This window comes from Turicimonas sp. TL08 (assembly GCF_054660695.1).
On the sequence record NZ_BAAGDP010000005.1, the window covers coordinates 30,581 to 56,916 of the forward strand.

Below are 26,336 nucleotides of genomic sequence, written 5' to 3' on the forward strand. Positions count from 1 at the left end.
AACAATTGTATCCCCTAACTCTTTGTTCTCAATTGCAAAAAGGCCAAGAACAAACGCCCTTAGCCTTTTAGATAAATCTCTTAAGAGCCTCACCTGTGAGACACTAACCAAGATTAATTAAACTTCAAACTGCATAGATTTGACCGACTTATCAATATCGCCTCCGGCAGCCATAATGCCAGCTAAGCGGCCGAATGTAAGGCAACGACCGTGATTCATGCCCGGGCAGATTGTCGGATAGTCGCCGGAACCAAAGTAATCGCCGGCTGCTGCACCGCAAACATACAAGCCTTCAATTGGTTTGTCGTTAGCATCCAAGACCAACAGTGACAGATCAGTATGGAGACCGCCGCTCATTGCCAATAAAGAGCTGGAAAGTTTGCCGGCATAGAACGGTGCCTTGAGGATTGGGGTCATCAAGACTTTGCGCTTTCCGAAGTCTTCGTCAACGCCTTTTTCGCACAATTCGTTGTAACGGGCAACTGTCTTCTTCAAACCTTCAGCCGGAATTCCCATCTTCTGAGCTAGTTCGTCGAGAGAATTGGCCACGACAACCTTGCCGTCTTTGATGTGCTGGTCTTGAGTTGCTTTTTCAACGTCTTTGTTCCAACCGGCGCCCCAAGGCTGCCACATTTGACCATAGAACAAGCCGCCGGCCATATTGCCGTCAACCTGAGACTTCACTTGGTCAAGCCAATCAGCATCGTAGACAGTCCAGGCAACGCCGTGAGGCTGCAGTTCCTTAGAGCAGGACTTGGACTGTGTATTAACGTCTTCGTTCTTGAAGCGTTCGCCGTTTTGGTTAACGTGCAAGAAACCGTAGCTGGCCGCGCCTGCTTCCAAGTGGACTGTTGCTGCATGGTCGTCATTTCTTTGCATTGCGCCGCCGACCTGCATTGCCATGATATGGCCGTCACCGGTATTGGATTTAGTCGGGAAGTAAATCTGTGCGTCTACGCGGAGAGAATACGGAGACCAACGTTTGCGCATCTCTTCATTGGAGGCATAGCAGCCTGTTGCCAGAATAACACCCTTAGAAGCATTGATCTGTGTATAGTTGCCCGGCTTGCCGCAAATAAGGCCGGTGACTCGGCCGTCTGCACCGCGAATCAGTTTAACTGCAGGTGTGCGATAAAGGATATCAACGCCCAAGGCCTTAAGTTCTTTTTCGAAGATAGGCATGATTACGACGTTGCCGATACCGGTAGAGTTGCCATAGGTATAGTCAAGGCTGACGTCTTTGTTGTAAAAGAAATGAGTAACAGGGAATTCTGTGTAAGTCGGTCCTTTGTAATAACCTTCCCAAAGAGTCATCTTAGCGCCGTTCTTGTTAGCCAATTCTTCGGCCCAGTCAACGCAGGCTCCGCACTTGCGTGCAAACATCCAGAGAAGACGTTCGTCCATGCGGCCCTGACCCCAAGAAATCAAACGTCGTACGATTTCAGGTGCATCAATCTTAACGCCCAATTCATTCTGCAAACGTGTACCGAAGCCTGTGATATGGCCGCCGCGTGCAGACCAGCTGCGTGTCTTCTCAATAACAGCGGTCTTAGCGCCTTCCTGTGCTGCGCTCAATGCGGCGGCAAAACCTGCCAAGCCAGCACCGATAACAGCGACGTCAACGTTCATTATCTTTTTGATTTGGGCAGAAGCAATTTCCGGTGCAGGTTTTTCCCAGCTCCAACCGGTGCATTTGGGTTCTTGCCATTTGGCAGGAATATCGCCGGCATGAGCAATTGTTGAAGAAACTGCTGCGGTTGCCATCGCTGCTGATGTCTTCATAAATGCACGACGGGAAATATTTAATTTTTCGCTCATTTTTTTCTCCTTGAATAATGTATTTCAATGCTTAGTAGAAATTCGGAACGTTTATGGAACCTTGATGTCGGCTCCTCCTTTATGACATTCGCTGCAGGCGAGTACGCTTGGCTGATGTCCTTTGTGGCACTTCATGCATTCATAGGCATCGAAGTGGCCGGCATGAATGTTTTTAACTTCATGGCCCTCAAATTTGAATGGCTTTCCATTCGGTGTTTCGCCATGACATTTAATGCAGATTTCTTCACTGATGTTTGCTGAGGAAGGTTTCTCAGGACCGTGACACGAAGCGCATTCCATTCCTTTTGCACTATGCTGATCTGCCACTGCAGCAAATGCAGGATTAAATGCGAATATCAACGAGAGGATGAGAAGGATTCTTTTCATTGTCGCCCCTTAGGTTGGGTGGTGAATCATTTTTATTTAATTAAATTATCCGCTGTGTTACTTACCTCAACTGTCAGGTAGCTGACACTTTAATCCGCACCTCAAAAACGGTATTTCTAATCCGTCAGGAAGATGACGAATTAACTTTCTTTCTTGATTTTCGGATATGTACGCCCGGATTCGACCCATTCTCATGCCACGAATAAATTGAATTTAAAAAAACTTTTTCTACGTACATTCGACCTTCTCGAACCAAGATAATCCCGTTCCTCTTCCATTCATTAAGAATGGAAGAAACCGAGGGGCGCCGAGCCGCAACAATCCGAGAAAACTCAACTGTGGTAAATCGATAAGGGAGCGGCGCATAAATCCTGTCGTCTTCCGTGATGGCGTCGTGATTAAACTCTTTTCTTTGTGCTCCGGCCTCATATAAGCTCCGGCAAAGAACTTGAAGTCGCTCAGGCAAAGATAGCGTGTAATTTGCAAAAGCTCCTTCTAGGTCTGATTCATGATCATGAACAATGGTCAAAGTATGCTTAGTTGCAATTTTCGGATGAGCTTCCAGATACTCACAAAACGCTGAACTGCTCACATACCGAACCTCAGTATCTCTAACTGCGGAATCAATGACGTTGACCACTTGTCTTGTCATTCCGTCAATATTTCCCATTAAACATCCGGAAAAGTTCAGACCAAAAATTCTCGGTTCGCCTGAGATATCCGAATATGAGTAGGCTCCTAAACCAGACAAAATTAACGCTACTTCACCGTAATCACCGCCGTTAAAAATGGATTGCCCAGCTCTTAGCCTCAGCCACCGTCCGCGTTTATTAAAAAACGTAATCAACTCTTCAGGAGCACGCGGATGTATCCATGGAAAAACATTAAATGCTTGAGACACCGAAGGCTCCTCCCTGAGCTTGATAGGCAGACAAAGTTTCTGTGAATAAAGTACGTTTAAAGTACGGGGTGTTATTTAGACAAATAATAGCTTGACTGGAGGAAGGTGAATATAAGGCCTATCCATTAACATGGTCGAAGTTCAAAATCCTATTCTTCCGGAATAGAGAGACCAACCTGATGAAGGAGTTGTAAATACGAGAAAAGGTTTCTCGAACATATCGTGAGAAACCTTTTTATGGCAATCAAGAAATGAAGATCAACTCATCATTTCCAAAATTTAAATCGGAAAATTACTTAGCCTGGGAAATCGACTCGGCCAAGGTTTTCCATTTCGGAGCTTCGCTCTTAATGAATTCGGCAAATTCAGCACCATCAGACAGAACCGGTTGTGCACCAAGCATCTTGATTCTTTCAATGACTTTTTGGTCGCTTCTGCACTTTACCAGAGCCTTAGAAAGCTCATCCTTGAGTTCTTTTGGAGCACCCTTTGGAACTACATAGCCATCCCAGGCACAAAGTTCGTAATCTTTAAGGCCGATTTCTTTCATAGTCGGAATATTTGGCAAGCTCTCTAATCTTTCTCCGGTTGTGACGGCGATTGCCTTTAAAGAGCCCTTCTTAACATGAGGCAACGCATTAGCAGCCACATCGATCATGAATGGAATTCTTCCGGCTAACACTTCTACCATAGCAGCTGCACCGCCGGCGTGAGGCACATGAGTCAGGTTCAAACCAGTCTGCATAGCAAAGAACTGCCCCGCCAGATGGCTGGTAGTGCCCACACCGGATGAGGCAAAGAACACATCTCCCGGATGAGATTTGCTGTATTTAACCAAGGATTCGTAATCCTCGACGCCGGGAATAGCTTTGGTATTAAGCACCATCACAAGGCCAACCTTAGAAATCTGGCCTACCGGTTCCAGATCGGTAAGCGGATCAAACTTCATATTGTTATAAAGATAACGGTTGACGCACATAATGCCATTGGTGACATAACCGAAGCTGGCGTCTTTCTGGGGCTCATCAATAAGGTAAGAAGTACCAATATTTCCACCGGCACCCGGTCTGTTGAGGACCCAAATATCCTTTCCGAGATTTCTGGACAATACGTCTAACGGGCTTCTGCCTAAAACATCTCCGCCACCTCCGGCAGGAAATGGGATCACCAACTTAATACCGTTTGACGACTGTGCAAATGCTTTCCCACAAAGCATAGGAGCAACAAGTCCCGCCGTTATTGTTCCTAACAGAGCTCTTCTTTTCATTGATTTTTTCCTCAACAATTTTTAATACTGTATCGTACAGTACAGAATATTTTATAATTTTTGAAGTACTGTTCATTCTTTGAGATCAATTTTTAACAAACTCATGCCAGCATTACCGACAAAAAAAGGGAAACAACGCCAAAAAGCCATCTTGGAATCAGCGATTGATGTCTTCATTGCCAATGGATATGAGGGAACATCTCTCGATAAAATTCTGAAAATATCAGGTGGTTCCAGAACAACGATCTATAAAACTTACGGCTCCAAGCAAGGACTCTTTTTAGCTGCTCTTGAATCTATGGTTGAAGAGCTCTACTCGGAATACGCTGACCAGTACGATGAGAAGAGAACCTGGGAAGAAGAACTTGTTGTTTTTGGAAATATATTTCTTAAGGGAATTCTCTCGAGAAGAGCGATAGGCGCAGCCAGACTGATTTATTCGGAGAGCGCTAGATTTCCGGATATCGGCAAATGGTATTACGAGCAAGGGGCCCTTCTCAGTTACAGCTGTTTTGCCAAGGTACTGGAGAACCATATTGCTCTTGATTTTGAAGAACTTAAAGGCATTGCTCGAATTTATATTGAAATGCTGAAGAACAACATATATTTAAAAGCTCTCTGCCTTCCGGGCTTTGAGCCCGATGATGCCATGATTGCTCGGGACGTTGCCGAAAGTGCTGAAATTATCAAGACTCATATCAGAAAAAGAATTAGTGCAAAACCGGATTAATTGCTTTATAGTCAGTGAATCGTAACTTCAGGTCCTTAGTTAGAATCAGTTTCTACCCGCGACACCATAGCCATGGTTGAATCTCTATACCTTCAATATTTGTTTGGAGGATTTGTCTCACTGATTGTTATTACAAATCCTCTATCTAAGATCCCTCTCTATATCAGTTTGACCCAAGGCATGTCCATTGCTGAGCGCAAGAAGCAAGCAAACTGGGCATGTTATTACGCGGCAGCAATCATGCTCGTCAGTCTTGCGGCCGGCAACCTTCTCCTGGTATTTTTTGGCATCTCCTACGGCGCGCTGCGTATCTCCGGCGGTTTTGTAGTAGGCCTGATTGGCTATCAGATGCTGTTTGGAAGCCGAGACCAACAAGGTGCTCCGGTAGTTAGAAGAGACAAAACGGACTACTCCTTCTTCCCTTTAGCTATGCCGGGAATAAGCGGACCGGGTACTATCGCCGTTGTCATCGGTATCGCTTCCGAGATTGCGGAATTGCCTAACTGGATTGATATGGCCGGAGCTTTCTTTATGACCGGCGTCTCTATTCTGGCCTGTGCTTTTATTACTTGGATTGTTCTTCGGTGTTCAGAGTATATTTCAAGCAAACTTGGACCCTCAGGCACCCAGGTACTCACTAAGTTAATGGGTTTCTTGCTGATTTGTATTGGCGTTCAATTTATGGGTTCCGGCGTCAGAACGTTCATGGCTGGTTCTTAGAAAAACCTAAACAACTTTTTAAACGAGGATTCAAGACAAAATCTTGGCTCCTCGTTTTTGCTTATCCGCCTTTTCTTTCTTTGAGCAAATCGCACGGAGAAGGACATAAGAAAGTGAGAGGAACCCTTCCACCATTCTTGTTGTCATCAAGAATCTGCGTTCTCCCATACTCTTCGAGTGACACACCACAATGGAAGAGCCCTTTATCTGACTGAATGTTTATTTAAATGTCTTCAAACAGCCTTCCACTTGATAAACGACTTTTTATCTTTAGAGAAAATTAAAGCAACCTTTAATATGTCTTTTGAAGAACTATCGTTACCGTATTTTTCTAATTGCTCAATGGCTTCCTTTAGTTTGCTTTCCTCATCACTCCTTTCAGAAACCACTTTAAATTCAAGTATCCAGTGTCTATTATTTACGTTCACCTCTAAGTCGCTTCTACCCATTGCGCTGTGATGCTCAACCCATGGTTTAAGCCCAGCACCAGCAAAATAGACCTGAACAAAACCTCTTAAACTAGCTTCATCTTTGACTGGATAATTCTGATAGTCAATAGATGCAAACAGCCTATTAAGAATATGAAACAGAGCCTCCGGAGAATCTTCTGCTAATACTTGAGCGATTCCTCCGGCTCCAACCTGACCAGCCAAACGTCCTTTCAAAAGCATTTCCATGTATAGCTTAGCCATAGCCGTCCGCACTTCCGAGTTGGGATATCCAAGGTGCACTATATCGTTATACTTGACGGCTTTGATAGTCAGATATCCAGCTTGAGTCAAAAGAGCCAAGTCCGAGATGGAGTCAAAATCTGAGGAGCCAGAAAGAGTGGACAGAAGGAGGCTTTTATCATTCCCATATTCCTCAGGACTGCGCAAAGAATGCGACTTAAAATATCGTACAAGTGCCGAAGGTTGGCCTCCGCTTTCAAACCAATAATCCTTGAATCCACGTTCAGGATTTAAGAAAAATTTTAAAATTGACCATGGAGCAAAGACGTGGGACGAGGCTTGTTCATCAAAGCAGAATCCATCGTAATTTTTGGTAAGTTCATCCAACAACTCTCCTTTTTCCATTTCTAAAGATGTACAAGCTTTGAGAATAAAATCAGGAAAATATTTCTCCACTTCTTTATGGGTATAGCCCAAAAGTGTTCCGTAAGTGGGATCCAAAGAGATGTCATACAGGTTGTTTAACTCGGAGAAAATAGTAGTTTTAGTGAATTTCGTTACTCCAGTTATGAATAGAAACCTCGTAGAACTATCATTGGACTTAAGAATAGAATAAAAGCCACTGATCTTTGTTCTAACTGATTCGAACAATTCTTTATCTTCCAAACAGGAAGTCAAAGGAGCGTCGTATTCGTCGATTAGTAGAACTAAAGAGGAAACAGGCAGCTCCGAAAGAAAATTAGACAACTCATTGAGAAACTGGAGATTCTTATTCTTTCTACAGAAGCCAATTTTCCCGAACTCTGCTTCCAAAAAATTATCGAAATCAGAACAAAAGTCTGAATTTGGAACAGAAACCTTCAACCGTGAAAAATCCAGCCTTACAACCTTATAGGAACTAACGTCCTCATTCCACAGTTGCTGAATCTCTAATCCTTCAAAATCCCTTACCCCATGCTTAAAGAGGGATTCGAATGTAGAAACAAGTAAAGACTTACCGAAACGTCTAGGTCTTGCCAAAAAATATTTTCCACTAGTAGTGGCCAACTCAAAAATCATTTGAGTTTTGTCTACGTAGATCTGCTTTGACTGACGCAGCCTCTCAAAAGACGAATTGCCTAGTGGTAAGTTTCTCGCTTCAGATGACATTTGCAATCCCTCTTTATATATTTCCTAATTAACCAATATCCTACCTCGTCTAATGATAGTTGAAACACCAACTTTTATTACTCCGTACAGAGCCGCCGAAGCGTCCCTATACGGATCCCAGAGCTATTCCACAGTAACGCTCTTAGCAAGGTTCCTTGGCTTATCGACGTCGGTTCCTCTTACTAAGGCAGTGTGGTAAGCAAGAAGCTGCAAAGGAAGGACATGAAGAATCGGAGATAAGTCACCGTAGTTCTCCGGCAACTTTATCACATGGATTCCGTCGGATGGCTCGATATTGGAGTCAGCATCAGAGAACACAAAAAGCACGCCCTTTCTGGCTCTGACTTCCTGCATGTTGCTCTTAAGCTTCTCAATCAATTCGTCGTTCGGTGCCACGGTAACGACGGGCATATTACCGTCTACTAAAGCTAAAGGTCCGTGCTTTAATTCACCTGCAGGATATCCTTCAGCGTGGATGTAGCTGATTTCTTTGAGCTTGAGAGCACCTTCCAAGGCGATTGGGTAATGAGCACCACGGCCGAGGAACAATGCATTGTTCTTGTCGGCAAAAAGCTCAGCCCATTTCTTAATTTCCGGTTCTTGTTTAAGAACAACATCCATACTCTTCGGCAAATGACGCAGCTCTCTAATGGCTTGTTCTTCTCTTTCCGGAGTAAGCCTGCCTTTTTCCTTGCAAATGGCAAGAGCGAGCAAATAAAGAGCTGCCAGCTGGGTAGTGAAAGCCTTTGTGGAAGCGACGCCGATTTCAACGCCGGCTCTGGTAATGTAGTGAGCCTTCGTTTCCTTGACCATTGCACTCGTGGCTACATTGCAGATGGTCATGGTCATATCCATGCCGAGATCTTGAGCATGTCTCAAAGCAGCAAGCGTATCTGCCGTCTCTCCGGACTGAGAAATAGTCAGCACGAGTGTGTCGGGATCGGGAACGGATTCTCTGTAGCGGTATTCGCTGGCGATTTCAACGTCAACCGGAACCTTTGCGATAGATTCAATCCAATACTTTCCGATCAGGCCGGCGTAATAGCTGGTGCCGCAGGCAATAATCAAAACTCTCTTGAGTCTCTTGAACATCTCCGGAGCTTCAAAGCCGAAAATAGCTCCGGTAATACCTTGTACACCCTCTAAAGTATCGGCAATGGCTCTCGGCTGTTCAAAAATTTCTTTCTGCATGTAGTGGTTGTAGTTGCCGAGAGAAATTTCAGAAGAAAACTCATGGATGATGGAAACCGGACGTTCGATGGTTTTGTATTCCTCTCCCTCTTTATGCCAAATGGCGACTTTTTCCCGAGTAACGTCAACTACATCACCGTCTTCAAGATAAATAAACTTGTCTGTCACGCCTGCCAATGCGATTGGGTCAGAGGCAACAAAGTTTTCGCCTTCTCCCAGAGCGGCCACTAACGGAGCGGCTTTCTTCGTAGCAACCACGCGGTTGGGCTCGTTAATGCAAGTCAGGGCGATGGCATAAGCACCTCTAAGACGCTGTACTGCCTTTTCAACGGCTTTAAGCAAGTCTCCCTCGTAGAGGCTATGCACTAAGTGAACGATAACTTCAGTATCGGTCTGACTTAAGAATTCATAGCCTTTTTCGATCAGTTCTTCTCTGATTTCTTCATAGTTCTCGATGATGCCGTTATGAACTACAGCCATCATATTGTGAGAAAAATGAGGATGGGTATTGCAGATTTCCGGCGCGCCATGAGTTGCCCATCGAGTATGAGCAATACCGGTAAGACCGCTAAGATTTTCAATCTTAGTTTGTTCGATTAGCGCATTAACTCTTTTTACTGTACGAGTTCTTTTAAGCTTACCCTCGTCAACAATAGCAATACCGCAGGAGTCATAGCCGCGATACTCTAAACGTCTCAATCCCTCCGTGAGGATTGGAACGACATCTCTATTACTGCTTGCTGCGACAATACCGCACATATTCTTTAACTCTCCAAATCTTTATTTTTTGGTTGGTCTCGGCCAACCTGGAATTGTCACAGGCTTCGCCCTGCGGACAAATAAACAATCTTCCGGCACATCTCTGGTCACTGTGGCTCCGGCGCCTACAGTAGAGTGTTTATGAACCGTTACCGGTGCTACTAATTGAGTGTCGCTGCCGATGAAACAGTCATCTTCAATGACAGTGCGGAATTTATTAACGCCATCATAATTGCATGTAATGGTGCCTGCACCGATATTAACGTTAGAACCCATATCGCAGTCGCCGATATAGGAAAGATGATTAACCTTGCTTCCTTTACCGATGACGCTCTTCTTAATCTCCACGAAGTTGCCTACATGTACCTCTTCGGATAGCTCTGCACCTGGTCTAAGACGTGCGAACGGACCGATCTTCGCAGATTCTCCGACCACGGCTTTATCAAAGTGTGAAAACGCATCTACGACAGTACCCTCACAGATTTTTGTAGAGCGAATGACACAGTAGGGTCCAATCCGGACATTGTCTTCGAGCACAACATCACCTTCAAACACACAGCCGACATCGATAAAAACGTCTTTTCCGCATGTCAAAGAACCTCTGATATCAATCCGTTCAGCATCAGCCAAACCAACACCCTGAGCCATTAACTTCGCGGCCTGTTTCCTCTGCAAAGCTCTTTCGAGACGTTGGAGCTGAGTCTTGTCATTAACTCCCTCAACCTCCCAATGATCTTTCGTCTTGAGAGTATGAATCTTGACGCCTTCTTTAGCTGCAAAGCCGATTAAGTCCGTCAGGTAGTATTCGTTTTGCTTATTGGCACATCCGACTTGAGACAGCCACCCCTTAATCTTATCTCCCGGGATAATCATGATGCCGGTGTTGACTTCTTTGATCTTTCGCTGCTCATCAGAAGCATCTTTTTCTTCAACGATACCGACGACCTCACCTGCCTCATCTCTAAGAATTCTGCCGTAACCTGTCGGATTATCTAGCTCAACCGTCAGTAATCCCACTTCGTCTCCGGCCTGTTTAGAAAATTCTTCCAAAGTTGCCGGAGAAATGAGCGGAACGTCTCCGTAAAGAACCAATACGGATTCATTGTTTTCCAGGCTTGGAATCGCTTGTGCAACGGCGTGAGCGGTTCCTTTCTGCTCGGCCTGAAGTGCAAACTTAACGGGACGAGCGGCAAAGTATTCTTTTACCTGTTCGGCACCGTGACCAATCACAACAACAGGAGACTGTCCTTGTAAAAGAGTCTCGGCAGAATCTAAAACCCATTCCAGCATCGGCTTATTGCCTAGTCTTTGCAAAACCTTAGGCAAAAAAGAATTCATTCTCTTGCCTTTGCCGGCGGCTAAGATAACTACATTCATTGATTTTCCTTCTTACGCAGCAGCGTCATACAGATATTTATCTTTGTTCTCTTCCCAGTTCTTCACACAGTCTCTATTCATCTTCATCGGGATAAGGGAACCAACAACCTGTGCTAAACCGGCAGCGACAAAACCGCCGAGCAAAGCAGGGATTTCTTCTCCCATCGTGGTGAAGGTTAAGTAAGACCAAACCACAGTGCCGACAAAGATAGAGAACCAGCAGCCGAAGGTTGTGGAACGCTTCCAATACAAACCTAAAGTCAGCGGCCAGAAAGCCCCGATAACCGGGAACTGATAAGCCATCGCAGCCAATTCATAAATCGGTGTTCCTTCCATAGAGAGAGAGTATGCCAAAACACCCAAGGCGAAGATAATCAAAGAGATTCTCATGGCCTTTAACTCTCTCTTGTCGCTCAACGGAATAATGTTTCTTAAAACGTTTTCCACGAAAGTTGTGGTCGGAGCGAGCATAGTTGCTGAGGCTGTGGACATAACGGCAGAAAGAACGGCACCGAAGAATAGAATCCTCAGCCACAGCGGCATGTGTTCTTTAATGAAGGTCGGCAGAATCTCTTGAGGATCGGTATTCATCAGTCCGGCAGCCATATCAGGAACCGCAACGGAAGCTGCAACAACAATAAACATTGGAATTGCAGCAAAAACCAGATAGAAAGATCCGCCGATGATTGGACCGATACACGCAATCCTTTCAGTCTTCGCAGACATAACTCGCTGGAACACGTCCTGTTGCGGAATAGAGCCAATCATCATTGTGATGGCAGCCGAAATCCAGAAGAGCCAGCCCTTTACGGAATTTTCCGGAAAGAACCTGAACAAATCGTGATCCACGGCATAATTTGTGACGTTCTCGACTCCGCCGGCCATGCTGGAAGCGAAAACCGCCACCAGAGTTAAGCCAATTACGATAATGATCATCTGGAAGAAATCGGTAAGGGCCACAGACCACATACCGCCGAAAACCGTGTAGATGAGCACCACGATTGTTCCAATAATCATTGCCACACTCACGCTGATATAGCCTTCGGTCAGGATGTGCATAACCAGACCCAAAGCTGCCACTTGCGCCGCAACCCAGCCAAGGTAGGAGAGCACGACAAAGATGGAACAGACAAGTTCTACAGAGACACCATACCGGCGTCTATAAAAGTCGCCCACCGTCAGCAGGCTCATCTTATAGAGCTTTCTCGCAAAGAAGACGCCGACCAGAATCAAGGCCATACTGGATCCGACAGGCTCTTCAACGACTCCCTCCAGTCCATTTTTAATAAACTGACCGGGAGTTCCCAATACAGATTCGCTTCCAAACCAGGTGGCAAATGTAGCGGTGACCACCATAATCAAGGGAAGGGAGCGTCCTGCTAACGCATAGTCACTTGTGCTCTTAACACGAGTCGCAGCATACAAACCGATGCCGACAGTACACAACAAGTACAAACCAACAAAAATCGCTAATTTCATTAGTTTTGTTTTTCCTTAAAAAACGGAAACTGCCGGCTTTAATCGACAGGAGAAAAAAACTTGGGTTTAATTGATTAATTTTAATTTAAAAACGCCGGATTCAGACCAATAATTACCCAACGTTCAGGAAAGCGAGAAAGTCTGTTGCTAAAAAAACGAAACCCACATCCAAATTTGAATGTGGGCTGCAAAAAAACTTATTTTTTGAAGCTTATTCGGCTTGTTCAATGCCGGCTAACAACCAACCGGATTTACCTTCGCGAGGTTTGACAAGGTTCCAAATTTCTTTGACGTCTGTCGGTTCTCCGTTTTCATTGAGTTTGCCTTCAAAGAGGACGGATGCAACGTACTCTGTCGGAGTTGTTTCGAAACCGGCCAGGGACGGTGTCAAGGACAGGATCATTGTGACGTTGGCGCCCTTAATTTCACGGCGTCTGTGTGTCAATTCGATGAACATATCGTCCGTACAGTAATTAGACAAATTGTCCATATCACCGCTGTCCCAAGCACCTTGGAGCATCTTGAAGTAAGAAGTAGACATCTGAAGGAAAGCTTCTTTGTCGAATTCTGCAGGAACTTCAAAAGAAGAGTCAGAGCTCTGAGCGCCTGTGGAAGGAGAATCAGAGAACTCGTCCATAGCAGAACCCGGTCTTGAAGCCATTCCGGAGAAAGGATTAGAAGCTTCTTTCTGCATTGGCTCTGGAGCTGAATAAGGTTCAGGCTGAGAGGGGCGCTGGAAAATATTTGTTGAATTCTGCGACGAATTGCCTGCAGAGGAAGCGGCTTTCTTCGCTGCAAAGAACCTGAAGGCAAAGAGAGCAAGCGCAGCCAAAGCCAAGAACATGAGAATCTGGGCAAAGCCTTCACCGAGGCCAAGCATATTTGCGAGGGCCATAAAGCCGAGAGCTGTAGCAGCACCGATTAAGAGGCTGCGTCCGAGACCGCCTGATTTAGCCGCGGCGGCTGCACCGGCTGCAGGGGCAGCTGAGGGACGTTTTGCTGTGGAAGGAGCTGCCTTTGGGAAAGACGGAGAGGCTTTAGGTACGGACATAGAACGGCCGAAGCTTGCACCGCCGCCAAGACGAGCTGCTGACGCATCCAGCGTAAATGTGACCAGAGAGAGGCCAATCAGAAGAGCAGCAAGAAATTTTTTCATTCCATTTCCTTTATTAAGATTTTTCTTTATATCCAATATGGAGAGCTGTAATTCCAAAAGTTAAATTTGTCCAGGAGACATTTTTCATCCCGACATCTTGCATGATTGTAGCAAGAGTGTGCTGATCCGGGTGCATGCGAATCGACTCAACCAGGTAACGATAATTTTCAGCCTTCCCGGTGATCTTAGCCGCAATCCAAGGCATTAATTTAAAAGAATAAAAGTCGTAAAACGGGGCAAGCCACTTGTCCGGTTTAGAGAACTCTAGAACCATCACTTTTCCACCGGGTTTACACACTCTGAGCATTTCTTTTAATGCTCTGTCTTTGTGGGTCATATTGCGCAAGCCGAAAGCGACGGTAATAACGTCAAAATAATCGTCCGGAAACGGAAGAGCCTCTGCATCGCAAGTCGTGTAGTAAGCATCGAAATGATGCTGCTTCATGCGTTTCTTGCCGATTCTCAACATACTGAGATTAATATCGGTAAGCCAGAGCTTGCCGTCCCCGATTTTATCGGCCATAGCAATTGAGAGATCTCCGGTTCCTCCGGCGATGTCGAGGACATTCATGCCGGGCTTAACGGCAGCCTTGTCAACCGTATATTTTTTCCACAGTCTATGCATGCCGAAGGAAAGTACGTCATTCATGATGTCGTACTTAGGAGCCACTTCATCGAAAACTTCTTTTACGTGACTCTCTTTTTCTTCTTCAGGGATAGTCTGATAGCCAAAATCAGTCAAGTGTTCGTTTGTTTTTTTATCCGGCATTTGGCTGTTAACTTCTTTATTCATCGATTAATGGCCTGAGCACTTAGATTTTGGTTTTTCCTTGAATGGTTCGTTAGCCGGATCGTTAGGGTCACGGCTGGCACCTGCTTCCTTCAGATCTTCGAGGTAAGCTGCCCAGAGAGCTTCTTTGTTTTTACCGAGATCTTCCAACCATTCCCAGCTGTAGATACCGGAATCGTGGCCGTCGGAGAAAGTTAATTTCAGAGCGTATTCTCCAACCGGAGCAACGTCGACAATAGTCACGTCTCGCTTCCCGACCTGAAGTTTTGCTTGATCCGGAGTATGTCCCTGAACATCTGCGGAAGGAGAAAAAACACGCAGGAATTCATATGTCAGTTCGTAATCTCCGTCAGGGTAGGAGATATTCATAATCTTCGATTTATTGTGAAACTCAATATTTGTAGGTAACTTCACAGCGCTTCCTTAATAGTTGATTTGCGAATTTTAATATTAATTCGCGTAACAAAATTGCCCATATCACGCACATTCAAAGTAACTTTGTCTAGATAGGTAACTCAATGAAAACCTGTGTGAGCAGATTGGAGGCTTTCTGTACCATCGTTAATTAATCCCGGTTCCGTTCTCCAGCGTTCCTGAAAATACGAATACAACTTCTTCGTCATTGGATTTTTGCCTTCTTGCGGTTTCCACACGGCCCAAACTACCGTTGGCTCCAAATTCCACTCCGGCAGAATTCTGAGCAGTTTTCCGGAAGCTAATTCCTCTTTGATTGCCCACAGAGGAACACCGACCGCTATGGCATGGCCTAAAACAGCCGTGTCAATTAAAGCCGAAGAAGAGTTAACCAAAAATTGAGGACTTGTTTTAATTCGCATTTTTTCAGTATTCGTACTCAACAGTTCTTCTTTACCTTGTCTCATGGCCAAAGGAAATTCGAGAAGCTCTTCAGGAAATTTCGGAAGCCGTCCGTTCTTAAAGAGGCTCGGAGAGGCACAGATGACTCTTTCTACTCCCCCCAATGCCCGCGCAATGATTCTTTCATTGGGCAGCGTATCTTTGCAGATGAACAAATCGAAACTCCACAAATCATAAGGTGAGTTTTCTACAAACTGGATAACTTCAATAGAGGCGCTCTCACCCAACTCCTTTTCGAACTGTCCAATCCAATCCAAAAACAATCTTCCAATGGAAACCGGCACTGCAACTCGCAAACTTGTCCTTTTAGCCGTCTTTTTTCGAAAGACTTCTTCGATCAAACGAATGAGTTCTTTAGCTTCGTTTAATCTCTTTTGGCCGGCCCATGTCGGGCGGACTCCTCGTTGATTTCTCTCGAGCAGAGTCTCTCCTAAGGTCACTTCTAATGCCTTGATCTGCTGACTAACTTCCGAAACCTCCATCTGAAGAATTTCTGAGGCCTTTAGCATACTTCCGCAGCTTACGGCCTCTACAAAGCAACGCCACTGGATAATCGCTGTTCTTTTCTTAGTCATGTGTCAAATGAGGATGCGACTTCCATCTCTCCTCTATAAAATCCGCAAGAGTCCGGGAAGCCGAGGATAAGGTTTTATTTTGGGGAAGCAGGAGAGAAACCGGACTTGCCTCTGGTTTCCATTCCGGAAGCACTTCACACAGTTGTCCTCTCCTAATATATTCCCAGGTATCGTATTGAAATGCATGTACAGAAATTCCTAATCCGCAAATTGCGGCCGTGCGAGCTGCCACATGATCTTTCAATCTGAGCCTTGGAAAATACGGAACGGTTATTACCTCGTTTTTTGATCGCAGAACAAGCTTTGAATCTGCGATCAAGTCATTTCCGCCTAACAAATTATGTTGTTCCAGATCGAAAGGAGTTTTTGGCAGTCCTTTTTCAGAAAGATATTTTTCGGAAGCTACCATAGTTCGAAGCATGCATCCTAACGGCCTTGCAAGAACTCGTTCGCAAGGAAACAAGCCGTGGTTGATTCGAATATCGCATTCCGGCGCAAGAATTCTTACGGGGCCAAGCGTCAGTGTTAAATCAATAATAATTTCCGGATAGATGTCCTGAAACTGTTTTATCCATCCAATTAAAAGGCCGTTCCCAATTGCGCTAGGTGCTGAGATATAGACGGTTCCTTTTGGACTTGCTGACGAGCTCTCTATCTGTTCGTTGAGTAATTCGTATTTCTGTTTAATGCGAAGAGCGTCCCTTAGAAACTTTGTTCCATGTTCAGTCAAGCCGATTGGAGTAGAGTCTCGGATAAAAAGCACTTCACCCAGCTCTTTTTCCAACATCGTCATCCTACGAGACAAGGTCGATTTCGAAACATTCAGCTCTTCAGCAGCTGACTGAAAGTTTCTATGTTTTTCCAAACACAAAAATGAATAAAGAATTTCAATGAAATCAACGCGTTTCATACTCTGTTCCGTAATAGCAAAAACAATGTAGCATATTTTGGCCTTACCGAAATCCACGCAGAAGCTAAAAATTCAATTTATAAAATCTTAAGGAGAAATCTATGTCAATCACTGCTTGGATTGGAATAGCTGTCGTCCTCGTGACTGTTTGGGCGTTAATTAAACGGTATGAGACTAAGCTCGTATTAATAACAGCGGGTTTATTCTTGGCCTGTATCTCTTTACAGCCTATGGGTGCGCTAGATGCATTTGCAAAGTCGATGACCAATAATGGCCTTATTCTTGCTATCTGCTCCTCGATGGGCTTCGCCATGGTCATTCAGATGACTGAGTGTGATGTCCATTTAGTTAAACTTTTATCTGCACCTCTTTCAAAATTTGGCTTCCTTCTGGTCCCGGCCACGACTGCCCTTACGTACTTCATCTGCATTGCAATTCCTTCTGCTGCAGGGTGTGCGGCTGCGGTTGGTCCTACTCTAATCCCGCTTCTCTTGAGAGCAAAAGTTTCTCCTCAGGCCGCGGGTGCAGCAATCTTAGCGGGAACCTTCGGCTCGATGCTCTCACCGGGCCTCTCTCACAATGCTTATGTTGCGAAGATCTCAGGCTTAAGCGTCATGCAGACCATAGGCGTCCACATGAATTACACGCTGGTGTGCGGCGCAATTGCAGTCATCGGCGTCACCGTCATGTGCTGGATTATGAAAGATTATGGAACTAACAGCTCCCAAGAACAAAAGTTGGTTGAAGAAGGAACTTCGATTCATGAAATAAGTCTCTTTAAAGCCTTAGCTCCTTTAATTCCGGTTGCTATTCTGGTGATCGGCAACTTATGGGTCCCATCACTGAAAACCGGTGTTGCCCAAGCCATGGTTATCGGCTCCATCTACACTCTGATTGTTTCTAGAGTCAATCCTCAAACCTTTTCAAAGAATTTCTTCGCAGGAATGGGAAAAGGTTATGGTCAGGTTCTTGGCATCATCATTTCCGCAGGCGTTTTTGCAGCAGGTCTAAAGACATGCGGTCTTATTGATGCTTTCATCAATGTACTTAAACAATCCAATGAAATTGCTCGCTGGGGCGGCTCAATCGGTCCATTTGTAATGGGAGTCATTACAGGCTCCGGAGACGCAGCTGCGTTTGCTTTCAATGAAGCAGTAACACCGCACGCACAAGAATTCGGAATGGAAATCCCCACGCTTGGAATGATGGCGGCACTTTCAGGAGCCTTAGGCAGAACGATGAGCCCTATCTCCGGCGTCGCAATCGTTATTTGTGGGTTAGCATCAATTAATCCTATTGATTTAACGAAACGGCTTTGGCTTCCAATGCTCATAGCTGTCATCTTCGTAGCATTAACTATGGTTTAGAGGAGAACTTCAATGAACTATCAAGAAAATTTAGTTCGAATTCGTCGCGAACTCCACAAAATTCCGGAAATGGGTTGGGGAGAATTCAAAACAACAGCAAAAATTATCGAAACTCTTGATCCTTTGGGTTGGACTCTTCATACAGGAATCCAACAAGTTGGCTTAGATCAGGTGATGGGCAGAGATCTGGTTTTCGTAGAAAAGAGCATTCAAAGAGCCCGCGACTCGGGAGTAAGTGAAGAAACCTTAGAAAGAATGCAAGGCTACACAGGCTGCATAGCAGAATTTGACACGGGCAGACCGGGCCCCGTCACAGCCTTACGATTTGATATTGACTGTGTAGGTGTTGAAGAGACCGACAAGGAAGAACATTTGCCGAATAAGGAAAAATTCCGTTCTTGCCATCCGGGGGAAATGCACTCATGCGGTCACGACGGTCATACATCTATTGGCTTAAATCTTGCCCACTGGATAATAGAAAACCAAGACAAGCTAACCGGCAGAATTAAGCTTATTTTCCAACCTGCAGAAGAAGGTGTGAGAGGGGGCGCCGCACAATCAGCCAGCGGACTGCTTGATGACGTCCAGTATCTATTGGGAGCGCATCTTGCAATGATGTGTCCGACAGGTGAAGTTTGCGTTTATCCCATCGGTCTGCTCTCGACAACCAAGCTCGACATACATCTCAAGGGAGCCCCGGCCCATCCAACAATGAGTCCTCACCTCGGCCGGAATGCTCTTGCCTGCGCATGCACCACTGTAAGTGAACTTTTAGGAATGGCACGCCATGGCAAAGGACTGGGCTGCATTAACGTCGGACTGATGAAGGCTGGCGAATGCAGAAACGTCATCCCGGTCCATGCGACTATTCAGATGGAGGTCCGTGGGGAGAGCGATGAAATCAATAATTTCATGGTTGATCAAGCATGCAGAATCGTCAAAGGTACCGCACTTGCTTACGATGTTCAATATGAAATTGAAAAAGTAGGCGAAGGCGGAGAACTCAGAAATGATGAGGAGTTAGCTTCGCTCGTGGCCGAAGTTGCCAAAACAGTACCATCTTGTCATAAAGTCGTTGAACGGAAGAAGATTGGATGCTCAGAGGACTTCACACTTCTTGCCTCTCGAGTGCGCGCTAGAGGGGGAAAAACGGAGTTCTTTGTAGTCGGTGCTGACAGAACTGCAGCGCATCACCAGAGAGAATTTGATTTCGATGAAAAAGGTATGGAAACCGCATTCGATATCTTCAAAGGCTGCCTCTTAAAACTAAACGGCCGAAATTAAACCTTTCTCTTTAAAAAGGCTGCTCTTCCAAATTCGAGCAGCCTTAATTTTCTAACAAACCTCAATTTGTCGAAAACTTGCAGTTCTTAATTTTTGGCAATATCCAGAGCCGCTAATCTTCCGAAAGAAAATGCTTTGCCAAATGCTGTTCCGGTCATGTAAGCCGCTCCATGAACTCCGCCGGTGGCCTCACCACAAGCGTACAGGCCAGGAATTGGTTCACCGAAAACGTCGATAACTCTTGCTCTCGGATCAATCTTGATACCGCAGTAAGTTGCGATGCACCGTGGAACTGAAGGATAAAGGAAGAAAGGAGGTGTTTCAATCTTCTTCATCTGTCCGAATCCGGATGTCAAAGAAGTTCGACCAAATTGAGAGTCCTTGCCTTTCTCCACATCGGCATTGTATTGAGCCACAGTAGCTTGTAGCCCTTCCGGATCGACTCCTGCTTTCGTTGCAACTTCTTCAAGAGTCTGACCAGCGAAACAGTAAGGAGTGTCTTTACCTGCTTTCAATTCAGGAACGTCAAGAATTTCTGCGAATCGCTTAGTCATTCCTCCCATTTCACTGCGGACTTTCTCGTCGAAGAGCTGGAAAGTAAACTTATCGGGTTGTCCCAATGCTGCATCACTGATCAACTTATAAGAAATTGACTCGTCTACAAAACGCTTACCTGCATGGTTGACTACTATCGCACCGGAATAATATGCGTGCAGCGAATTTGGATGAGATGTCATTTGATAGCCAAAGGTAGCTTTGATGTAATTAGTATCCAGTACATCAGCGCCGTAAGCCTGGGCCATTAACAACCCATCGCCTGTACTTCCTGCTCCTCCGGCCGGAGTAACTTTAGCCATCAACGGATTGTATTTTTCCATCAAGGCCTTGTTGTATTGGAAGCCACCTGTAGCAATCAAGACACCCTTAGTTGCTTGAACATAAAAAGGCTTCCCGTCCCTTTCTGCTAACACGCCGGCAATACGACCATTTTGCCAAACTAGACGTTTGGCCGGGCATTTGAAGTAAAAGGGAACTTTTTTGCTGGTCCTTTACATAATTGTAAATTTGGCTAATAAGCTTTGATGGCGGATAGTACAAGTGAGCACGCGGCACGCTCATACCTGAAACTGCACGAATTACATCAGGCTTTGCTCCTAATGTCTCATAAATAAAGTCATAAACTTTGCGAATGCTCTTTACATGCGCCTCTACAAGTGCAGGATCATTCTTATTCTTACCGACTTTCAACATTTCAGCCACGAAAAGCTCATCACTGTCTTTAATCCCTTTTTCTTGTTGAGGAATAGTATTAGCAACGGAAATTGACCCTCCGCAAAGAGCGCTGGATCCACCCACAAATTGTAATTTCTCAAGAACAACTGCTTTCAGACCTTGCTCTTGAGCGTAATGAGCTGCCATTAGGCCGCCACCCCCTGCACCGATAATGACCATATCAAAACTCTCGTCCCATTTAACCGGTGCGTTAGTAGGAGCGGCCTTCGCTGGTATTAAAGACAATGAAGAACCAAGGCTTAAAGTAGTAGCTACGGAACCTTTCAAAAAATTACGTTTGGTTATTTGCATATTTCCTCCAAGGAATTTGAGGTAGGCAGAGGAGGCCAGAACTGGCAACTCCCATGCATCCCACTATCCCAGAAAAACTACGCGCGTACTACTAAAGATTTAGGCCATTAAGTTGCTTATCGGTTCAAAAACAGGACAAACCAACCGACATAAAATTAAGCTGATTTTCCAACCTGAAGAAGAACGCGAAAGTGGTAGCTCTTCACAATCTGCAAAAGACTGCTTGATGACGTCAATTATCTCTTAGGAGCCCATCTTGCATTAATTTGTCATGCGGGCGAAGTTTTTTGGTATGCCTAACCCGGAAAAGTCTGGGCCAAGTATGTACCACCGTAAGCGAAGTTTGAGGAATGCTCGTTAAGGCAAAAGACTTGGTTGCATTAGTGTCCGCCTAATAAAGCCGGGAAATAGAGAAACGTCATTCCTACCAATTCGGCTATGCAGCTGAAAGTCCGTAAAGAAGGTGATTAGATCCATAATTTCATGGTTAATAGGTCATGCAGAATCGTTAAGAAGAAGACTTTAGCTTATGGTGTTGTAGCTGACGCTCCCAACTCCACATTTGAAATACATAGAGGCAGCTAAACCTTTTTCAGCTGCCTCTGAATTCGAAAGATTTTACAAAGAAATTACTCTTTTAAAGCGCTGTAAATTAAACCGCCACCGAATACTCCGAATATTGCGCCACATGCACCGTCAATCCATTTTCCGGCACTCTGATAAATTCGCTTAGGTTTAGGCAGGCCTATTAACAGGCCTACAAAAGAAAACCATAAGAAAGTCTCCGTGATTACCAAAAGAAAAATTGGGAGACTCTGAGTCCAGTCCATATCAGGCTTGATAAATAAAGCGAAAACTGAACTGAAGTAGACAAGAGCCTTGGCGTTCGCAAGGTTAGTGAATAGTCCAGTCAAAAATGACTTTGACTTAGCCTCTTGAGTACCAAGTGGGGAATTTGCAGTTGCTGACGTTGAGGCCTTTAATGAACTCTTCAAAATCTTAAAGCCCATCCAGCCCAAGTAAATGCCGCCCATTAGCATAATGGTCTTGTGAAGCCACGCAAACTGATCAAAAAGCCACTGCAGTCCCAACAAGGACACAGCAGCCCAAACCGCAACCCCAGCAGTAATTCCCAGCACACACATTATGGCTTCTTTTCTAGACTTACTTGCAGCAGTTTGCATGACAATGAAAGTATCGGGACCAGGAGAAGCAAGAGCGATAATATGTACCCCTGCGATAGTGAGCAACGTTGACAACATGACTTCGTCAAAACCTTCTTATTTAAAAAATCGAAACGTCTAAAAGTACTTAGCCCAAGAATTATAAAAATAAGCATGCAAAACTTATAGACAATCCCTTTTTATTTTTATAGAAAACCCGTGGCGAGATACCAGGCATTTTTTCTAAGGCGCAGTCGACTAAATTAAACGGTGACTCAAATTTCTTTCAGCTAGCAAGGTTATCCGATAACCAGCCTGTCAGTTCCGCGGTTTTATGGTTTTCGAGATATGTTCCATTAGACAAGAATATGTACGGAATAGGAACTTGGCGTAAAGATTGCAGAATCTCAGGCTTACTGGGATAGAACCGAGGAAGCGCCTAAAAACACCTCCACAATTACAAAAGAAGAAAAGAAATGGCGCACCTGGCGGGAATCGAACCCACTACCCCTGCCTTCGGAGGGCAGTACTCTATCCAAGTGAGCTACAGGTGCGAGAAAGTGTCATTCTAATTGCCAGAAGAGGCTTTCGCAAACGTCTATCCATAAATCTTTCACCTTTTAAGCAAGAGAACCAACTTGGAATATAAAAAAAGTACAGATTTTTGGATCTAAATCTCTAAAATGCTAGCAAGTATTCACTTTCTGTATAAGTGCTAAGTTATTAGATGTTAAAAACAGCTGTTCTCTTCCATCAAGGAACAAAAACTAGGAACAGCCGTTTTTGTAATTCTAAAAAGCTTAAGTCTTACTTCAAAATATTATCCAGCTCAACGCTGCGGACAACGTAGAGTTTGTCATTCTCTCTGATTTTCTCAGGAACCTTGCATGTAAAGTGCTGACCTTTGATGACTTCATCCACTTGTTTCTGATCAACCCAAGGTTCATCCAAATTGAAATAAACAGCACCGGTGGTTGGACCCGTAACCAGCATTTTTTCGCCTTTCTTGATGTTTTCAGCCTGTACTAAAAACTCTGCAATACCGGGTTTAGCAAAATGTTTGATGCCTTTGCCAACGTAAACCTTGCGTTCAGTGGCTTGAGAACCGTAACGGTTGCTCCACTCCCCTAGAGTCTGACCAAGATAATAGCCGTTCCAGAATCCGCGGTTATAAACCGTCTTGAGTCTGTCATCCCAAGATTTGCTCAATTCCTCATTCCATTTACCTTGCAGAATGCTTTCTAAAGCTTCGTTGTAGCATTCAACAACTGTTCTGACGTATTCGGGACCGCGGGCACGCCCTTCGATCTTGAAAACTCGCACACCTGCCTTAACCATCTGATCCAAGAATCCGATCGTCTTCAAATCCTTCGGGGACATGATATATTGGTTATCGATTTCAAGCTCAACATCTCTTTCTTTATCTTTGACGATATAGGCTCTGCGGCAGGTCTGCATGCATCCGCCTCTGTTGGCGCTTCTGCCGACCGTATTCAAACTCAAATAGCACTTGCCGCTGACAGCCATGCAGAGAGCGCCATGGCAGAACATCTCGATTCTGACTTTCTCTCCATTCGGACCGCAGATATTTTCAGATTGAATGCCCTCATAAATATGTCTAACTTGTTTTACGTTCAGCTCTCTTGCTAAAACTACTACCTCTGCGAACTGCGCATAAAACTTCAAAGCTTCCAAATTAGAAATGTTCAGCTGAGTTGAAAGGTGGACGGGAATTCCAATCTGATTGCAGTAATTCATAACCGCAACGTCGGAGGCAATAATGGCTGAAATATCTGCTTCTTTTGCCGTATCGATATATTGACGCATCAGCTTCAAATCATCATCGTACATGATGGTATTAACCGTCAAATATGACTTCACACCAGCTTCTTTGCAGACTCTGGCGATTTCTTTCAGATCATCCGGAGAGAACTGATTGGAAGAAGCAGAACGCATATTTAATGCGCCGGCCCCGAAATAAACAGAATCAGCACCGCCCTGAATAGCGGCAGTTAAAGACTCCCATGAGCCTACGGGAGCCATAATTTCAAAATCTTCTCGCTTCAATTTTTTCTCAACAGTTAAGCGGATCAACGTCGATATAAACGTTGAACCTATTCATTTTTTCAAACAATATAGGAGCAAACACAGCTAAAAACTCTTGCATGACTTTCTTACTGTCAGCTTCGAGCAGGAGTTGTCCTCTTTCAATATCCTGAATCCTCATAATCGACTGCGGAATCGGGGAATAAATGTGAATTCCCGGATATTGGAGAGAAAGCGCCGCTTGTTTTACCTCATCAAGGTACTTGAGTACCTCGTTAATCTTTTTTCCTTCCGCAATAACCAAAGCCTGTGCGGTAAACGGAGGTAATCTCGTCTTCTCCCTTGAATTGAGTTCCTCCGTTGCAAAGTCACTGTAGTTCTGCCGGCTTAAATGGTGGAAAAGAGGATCTTGCGTGTACTGCGTCTGCAATAAAACCTTTCCAGGTATCTCGCCCCTTCCCGCTCTGCCGGAAACTTGCATCAGTACGGAAAAAAGTCTTTCTCTTGCCCTAAAGTCCGGCGACAATAACACCGGATCGGAATTAAGAATGACAACCAAAGAAACTTTCTTAAAATCGTGTCCTTTGGCCACAATCTGAGTTCCGAGAAGTATATCGACTTTTCCTTGGTGGACGCTTTCCAATACTTCCTGAGCGCTCCCTTTGCGTCTTGTGCTGTCTTGGTCTAAGCGCATCACGTTTGCGTCAGGCCAAAGCTCTTTAATCTCTTCTTCGACTCTCTGCGTTCCGCGGCCTAGCGGCACAATTTCAACGGAACCACATTTAGGACAGTGCCTCGGAAGAGGCGTAGTCCATCCGCAGTAGTGACAGGTCAAGTTTCCGGTTGTCTTGTGATAAACCGCAAATGTTGAACAATGAGGACAAGTTGAAACCCAGCCGCAGCTGTTGCATGTCACCACCGGTGCATAACCTCTGCGGTTAAGGAAAATCAAAACCTGCTCTTTCTTTTCAAGAGTTTTAGTAATTTCATCTCTTACCTGAGCACACAGAGCCGCACCTTTTACTCTGTCCTTAGAGATATCGATAAGTTCCAATTCCGGAAGATGAGCATCCTGAACGGCTCTCTTAGTCATTTTGAAGAGCTGATAATCGCCGTTAAGAGCTCTTTGGAACGATTCAAAAGATGGGGTAGCAGAACCTAAGAGAATCGGAATGTTCTCGATCTGTGCCCTTTTAATGGCCAAATCTCGGGAAGAGTAACGAACCCCTTCGAGCGCCTTATAAGAGCTGTCATGCTCCTCATCAATGAGAATCATGGAAAGCTTAGGCAGACTGGCAAAAACGGAAAGACGAGTACCAACCAAAATATTCAGTCGGCCTTCATGAGCTGCAAGCCAAGTAGCCGCCTTTTCTCCTTCAGACATTTTAGAGTTCCAGCTGCCGACAGCATGGTTTGGAAATCTTTTGGCTACTCTCTCTACAAGCTGTGGCGTTAAATTGATTTCCGGCACCATCAGCAGAATCTGTGCTTCCGGATCTTTATCAAAAACCTTTTGGATAAGCCGAAGATAGACTTCCGTCTTACCGCTTCCGGTAATACCGTAAAGCAAGCTTACCCCGAACTTGTTTTGAACAAAATTATCCAGAACATGCTTTTGCTCTTCATTCAGAACCGGGAGTTCTTGATCCGGCCCGCTAAGTACAAAGTTAGTTTTTCTAAGTCTGTTCAAGGAAGAATCGTGCCGCTGACCGGGAGGTCTTCGAAAGAATTTCGGCAAAGAAGGAACCGCAGTTTCTCCCCACGGAGAAAGGTAATATTTCGAGGCAAATTTAGTAAACCGAAGCCAGTTAGCGCTAAGAGGAGATAGACGGTCAATCCTTCCGATAATGTTTTTCAGCCGTTCCTGCGGAAAACTGCTTGTTTGGGAAAAGCCAACGACAATACCTACACAAGTTCGTCTCCCAACGGGAACAAGACATCTCTCGCCGACTTTTAGATTCTCAGCAGGCACATTCAAATAATCGAGAGGCTCCCATAAAGGAGTATCGACGATTACTTTGATTATCTTCTGATCCATTGCTTCCGTTAGAACTAAATACCTGACATTTCAAGAATTATAGGAAAAAAGGAGAGCCTCATAAGGCTTGCAATAGTTACCTTGTATGTCCTCCGAAT

The 26,336-nt window shown here is 44.9% G+C and carries 22 protein-coding genes and 1 tRNA gene; 4 read left to right on the forward strand and 19 right to left on the reverse strand.

Annotation, left to right across the window (positions count from 1 at the left end; translation table 11 throughout):
• Window positions 1-117 precede the first annotated feature (117 nt).
• The 4 genes from ACYQ4O_RS03760 to ACYQ4O_RS03775 all read right to left on the reverse strand — a co-directional run bounded on the left by ACYQ4O_RS03760 (window position 118) and on the right by ACYQ4O_RS03775 (window position 4,373).
• Entirely contained in the window at window positions 118-1,818 is a 1,701-nt protein-coding gene (locus ACYQ4O_RS03760) for an FAD-dependent oxidoreductase (protein ID WP_460174801.1), read from the reverse strand.
• Between the two features lie 51 nt (window positions 1,819-1,869).
• Window positions 1,870-2,205 (reverse strand): cytochrome c3 family protein, encoded by a 336-nt coding sequence (locus ACYQ4O_RS03765; RefSeq protein WP_460174802.1) that lies wholly within the window; start codon window positions 2,203-2,205, stop codon window positions 1,870-1,872.
• A 124-nt stretch (window positions 2,206-2,329) separates the two neighbouring features.
• Window positions 2,330-3,106, reverse strand: a complete 777-nt coding sequence (locus tag ACYQ4O_RS03770) for a Crp/Fnr family transcriptional regulator (protein WP_460174803.1) — start codon at window positions 3,104-3,106, stop codon at window positions 2,330-2,332.
• 292 nt (window positions 3,107-3,398) lie between these two features.
• The gene (locus ACYQ4O_RS03775) at window positions 3,399-4,373 is read right to left on the reverse strand and encodes a Bug family tripartite tricarboxylate transporter substrate binding protein (protein WP_460174804.1); all 975 of its coding nucleotides are present in this window, start codon (window positions 4,371-4,373) and stop codon (window positions 3,399-3,401) included.
• Window positions 4,374-4,476: 103 nt separating this feature from the next.
• Between ACYQ4O_RS03775 and ACYQ4O_RS03780 the strand changes: the two genes are divergently transcribed.
• Entirely contained in the window at window positions 4,477-5,103 is a 627-nt protein-coding gene (locus ACYQ4O_RS03780; protein WP_460174805.1) for a TetR/AcrR family transcriptional regulator, read from the forward strand.
• A gap of 72 nt (window positions 5,104-5,175) precedes the next feature.
• On the forward strand, window positions 5,176-5,823 hold the full coding sequence (locus ACYQ4O_RS03785; protein WP_066594764.1) for a MarC family NAAT transporter: 648 nt from the start codon (window positions 5,176-5,178) through the stop codon (window positions 5,821-5,823).
• A 233-nt stretch (window positions 5,824-6,056) separates the two neighbouring features.
• Here ACYQ4O_RS03785 and ACYQ4O_RS03790 read toward each other — a convergent pair whose 3' ends face one another.
• From ACYQ4O_RS03790 to ACYQ4O_RS03830, 9 genes are all read right to left on the reverse strand, one after another.
• Complete coding sequence (locus tag ACYQ4O_RS03790; protein WP_460174806.1) at window positions 6,057-7,643, reverse strand: AAA family ATPase; 1,587 nt, start codon at window positions 7,641-7,643, stop codon at window positions 6,057-6,059.
• 123 nt (window positions 7,644-7,766) lie between these two features.
• Window positions 7,767-9,593 carry a glutamine--fructose-6-phosphate transaminase (isomerizing) gene (gene glmS, locus ACYQ4O_RS03795; RefSeq protein ID WP_460174807.1) on the reverse strand — a complete coding sequence of 609 codons (1,827 nt, stop codon included), beginning with the start codon at window positions 9,591-9,593 and terminating at the stop codon, window positions 7,767-7,769.
• A gap of 21 nt (window positions 9,594-9,614) precedes the next feature.
• Window positions 9,615-10,970, reverse strand: a complete 1,356-nt coding sequence (glmU, locus tag ACYQ4O_RS03800) for a bifunctional UDP-N-acetylglucosamine diphosphorylase/glucosamine-1-phosphate N-acetyltransferase GlmU (protein ID WP_460174808.1) — start codon at window positions 10,968-10,970, stop codon at window positions 9,615-9,617.
• Window positions 10,971-10,982: 12 nt separating this feature from the next.
• Window positions 10,983-12,449 (reverse strand): high affinity choline transporter 1, encoded by a 1,467-nt coding sequence (locus ACYQ4O_RS03805; RefSeq protein ID WP_308513144.1) that lies wholly within the window; start codon window positions 12,447-12,449, stop codon window positions 10,983-10,985.
• Window positions 12,450-12,660: 211 nt separating this feature from the next.
• Entirely contained in the window at window positions 12,661-13,605 is a 945-nt protein-coding gene (locus ACYQ4O_RS03810) for a Tim44 domain-containing protein (protein WP_308513143.1), read from the reverse strand.
• Between the two features lie 13 nt (window positions 13,606-13,618).
• Entirely contained in the window at window positions 13,619-14,398 is a 780-nt protein-coding gene (gene ubiE / locus ACYQ4O_RS03815; RefSeq protein ID WP_308513142.1) for a bifunctional demethylmenaquinone methyltransferase/2-methoxy-6-polyprenyl-1,4-benzoquinol methylase UbiE, read from the reverse strand.
• A 3-nt stretch (window positions 14,399-14,401) separates the two neighbouring features.
• Window positions 14,402-14,809 carry a gamma-butyrobetaine hydroxylase family protein gene (locus tag ACYQ4O_RS03820; RefSeq protein WP_308513141.1) on the reverse strand — a complete coding sequence of 136 codons (408 nt, stop codon included), beginning with the start codon at window positions 14,807-14,809 and terminating at the stop codon, window positions 14,402-14,404.
• A gap of 101 nt (window positions 14,810-14,910) precedes the next feature.
• Window positions 14,911-15,846, reverse strand: coding sequence for a LysR family transcriptional regulator (locus ACYQ4O_RS03825; RefSeq protein WP_460174809.1), 936 nt, complete (start codon window positions 15,844-15,846; stop codon window positions 14,911-14,913).
• Window positions 15,839-16,756 carry a LysR family transcriptional regulator gene (locus tag ACYQ4O_RS03830; RefSeq protein WP_308513139.1) on the reverse strand — a complete coding sequence of 306 codons (918 nt, stop codon included), beginning with the start codon at window positions 16,754-16,756 and terminating at the stop codon, window positions 15,839-15,841. The genes ACYQ4O_RS03825 and ACYQ4O_RS03830 overlap by 8 nt, the downstream gene beginning before the upstream one ends.
• 101 nt (window positions 16,757-16,857) lie before the next feature.
• Between ACYQ4O_RS03830 and dcuC the strand changes: the two genes are divergently transcribed.
• Together dcuC and ACYQ4O_RS03840 are read left to right on the forward strand one after the other, a co-directional pair.
• A complete protein-coding gene (gene dcuC / locus ACYQ4O_RS03835) occupies window positions 16,858-18,123 on the forward strand; it encodes a C4-dicarboxylate transporter DcuC (protein WP_460174810.1) in 1,266 nt (421 codons plus the stop codon).
• Between the two features lie 12 nt (window positions 18,124-18,135).
• Window positions 18,136-19,407, forward strand: a complete 1,272-nt coding sequence (locus tag ACYQ4O_RS03840; protein ID WP_460174811.1) for an amidohydrolase — start codon at window positions 18,136-18,138, stop codon at window positions 19,405-19,407.
• An 86-nt stretch (window positions 19,408-19,493) separates the two neighbouring features.
• Here ACYQ4O_RS03840 and ACYQ4O_RS03845 read toward each other — a convergent pair whose 3' ends face one another.
• The 6 genes from ACYQ4O_RS03845 to priA all read right to left on the reverse strand — a co-directional run bounded on the left by ACYQ4O_RS03845 (window position 19,494) and on the right by priA (window position 26,238).
• A complete protein-coding gene (locus ACYQ4O_RS03845) occupies window positions 19,494-20,387 on the reverse strand; it encodes an FAD-dependent oxidoreductase (RefSeq protein ID WP_460174851.1) in 894 nt (297 codons plus the stop codon).
• The gene (locus tag ACYQ4O_RS03850) at window positions 20,332-20,991 is read right to left on the reverse strand and encodes an FAD-dependent oxidoreductase (RefSeq protein ID WP_460174812.1); all 660 of its coding nucleotides are present in this window, start codon (window positions 20,989-20,991) and stop codon (window positions 20,332-20,334) included. The genes ACYQ4O_RS03845 and ACYQ4O_RS03850 overlap by 56 nt, the downstream gene beginning before the upstream one ends.
• Window positions 20,992-21,620: 629 nt before the next feature.
• Window positions 21,621-22,253 carry a LysE family transporter gene (locus ACYQ4O_RS03855; protein WP_460174813.1) on the reverse strand — a complete coding sequence of 211 codons (633 nt, stop codon included), beginning with the start codon at window positions 22,251-22,253 and terminating at the stop codon, window positions 21,621-21,623.
• A gap of 378 nt (window positions 22,254-22,631) precedes the next feature.
• Window positions 22,632-22,708, reverse strand: a tRNA-Arg gene (locus ACYQ4O_RS03860).
• A gap of 253 nt (window positions 22,709-22,961) precedes the next feature.
• Window positions 22,962-24,221, reverse strand: a complete 1,260-nt coding sequence (locus ACYQ4O_RS03865) for a peptidase U32 family protein (protein WP_460174814.1) — start codon at window positions 24,219-24,221, stop codon at window positions 22,962-22,964.
• 7 nt (window positions 24,222-24,228) lie between these two features.
• Window positions 24,229-26,238 (reverse strand): replication restart helicase PriA, encoded by a 2,010-nt coding sequence (gene priA, locus ACYQ4O_RS03870; protein WP_460174815.1) that lies wholly within the window; start codon window positions 26,236-26,238, stop codon window positions 24,229-24,231.
• Window positions 26,239-26,336: the final 98 nt, after the last annotated feature.

Bases quoted from the DNA above. Each gene is read 5' to 3' on its own strand.
- ubiE (WP_308513142.1), bottom strand. From the start codon at position 14,398: ATGAATAAAGAAGTTAACAGCCAAATGCCGGATAAAAAAACAAACGAA.
- ACYQ4O_RS03790 (WP_460174806.1), bottom strand. From the start codon at position 7,643: ATGTCATCTGAAGCGAGAAACTTACCACTAGGCAATTCGTCTTTTGAG.
- ACYQ4O_RS03765 (WP_460174802.1), bottom strand. From the start codon at position 2,205: ATGAAAAGAATCCTTCTCATCCTCTCGTTGATATTCGCATTTAATCCT.
- ACYQ4O_RS03775 (WP_460174804.1), bottom strand. From the start codon at position 4,373: ATGAAAAGAAGAGCTCTGTTAGGAACAATAACGGCGGGACTTGTTGCT.
- ACYQ4O_RS03785 (WP_066594764.1), top strand. From the start codon at position 5,176: ATGGTTGAATCTCTATACCTTCAATATTTGTTTGGAGGATTTGTCTCA.
- ACYQ4O_RS03780 (WP_460174805.1), top strand. From the start codon at position 4,477: ATGCCAGCATTACCGACAAAAAAAGGGAAACAACGCCAAAAAGCCATC.
- glmS (WP_460174807.1), bottom strand. From the start codon at position 9,593: ATGTGCGGTATTGTCGCAGCAAGCAGTAATAGAGATGTCGTTCCAATC.
- ACYQ4O_RS03810 (WP_308513143.1), bottom strand. From the start codon at position 13,605: ATGAAAAAATTTCTTGCTGCTCTTCTGATTGGCCTCTCTCTGGTCACA.
- ACYQ4O_RS03805 (WP_308513144.1), bottom strand. From the start codon at position 12,449: ATGAAATTAGCGATTTTTGTTGGTTTGTACTTGTTGTGTACTGTCGGC.
- ACYQ4O_RS03830 (WP_308513139.1), bottom strand. From the start codon at position 16,756: ATGAAACGCGTTGATTTCATTGAAATTCTTTATTCATTTTTGTGTTTG.
- ACYQ4O_RS03840 (WP_460174811.1), top strand. From the start codon at position 18,136: ATGAACTATCAAGAAAATTTAGTTCGAATTCGTCGCGAACTCCACAAA.
- dcuC (WP_460174810.1), top strand. From the start codon at position 16,858: ATGTCAATCACTGCTTGGATTGGAATAGCTGTCGTCCTCGTGACTGTT.
- glmU (WP_460174808.1), bottom strand. From the start codon at position 10,970: ATGAATGTAGTTATCTTAGCCGCCGGCAAAGGCAAGAGAATGAATTCT.
- ACYQ4O_RS03760 (WP_460174801.1), bottom strand. From the start codon at position 1,818: ATGAGCGAAAAATTAAATATTTCCCGTCGTGCATTTATGAAGACATCA.
- priA (WP_460174815.1), bottom strand. From the start codon at position 26,238: ATGGATCAGAAGATAATCAAAGTAATCGTCGATACTCCTTTATGGGAG.
- ACYQ4O_RS03825 (WP_460174809.1), bottom strand. From the start codon at position 15,846: ATGACTAAGAAAAGAACAGCGATTATCCAGTGGCGTTGCTTTGTAGAG.
- ACYQ4O_RS03855 (WP_460174813.1), bottom strand. From the start codon at position 22,253: ATGTTGTCAACGTTGCTCACTATCGCAGGGGTACATATTATCGCTCTT.
- ACYQ4O_RS03850 (WP_460174812.1), bottom strand. From the start codon at position 20,991: ATGCAAATAACCAAACGTAATTTTTTGAAAGGTTCCGTAGCTACTACT.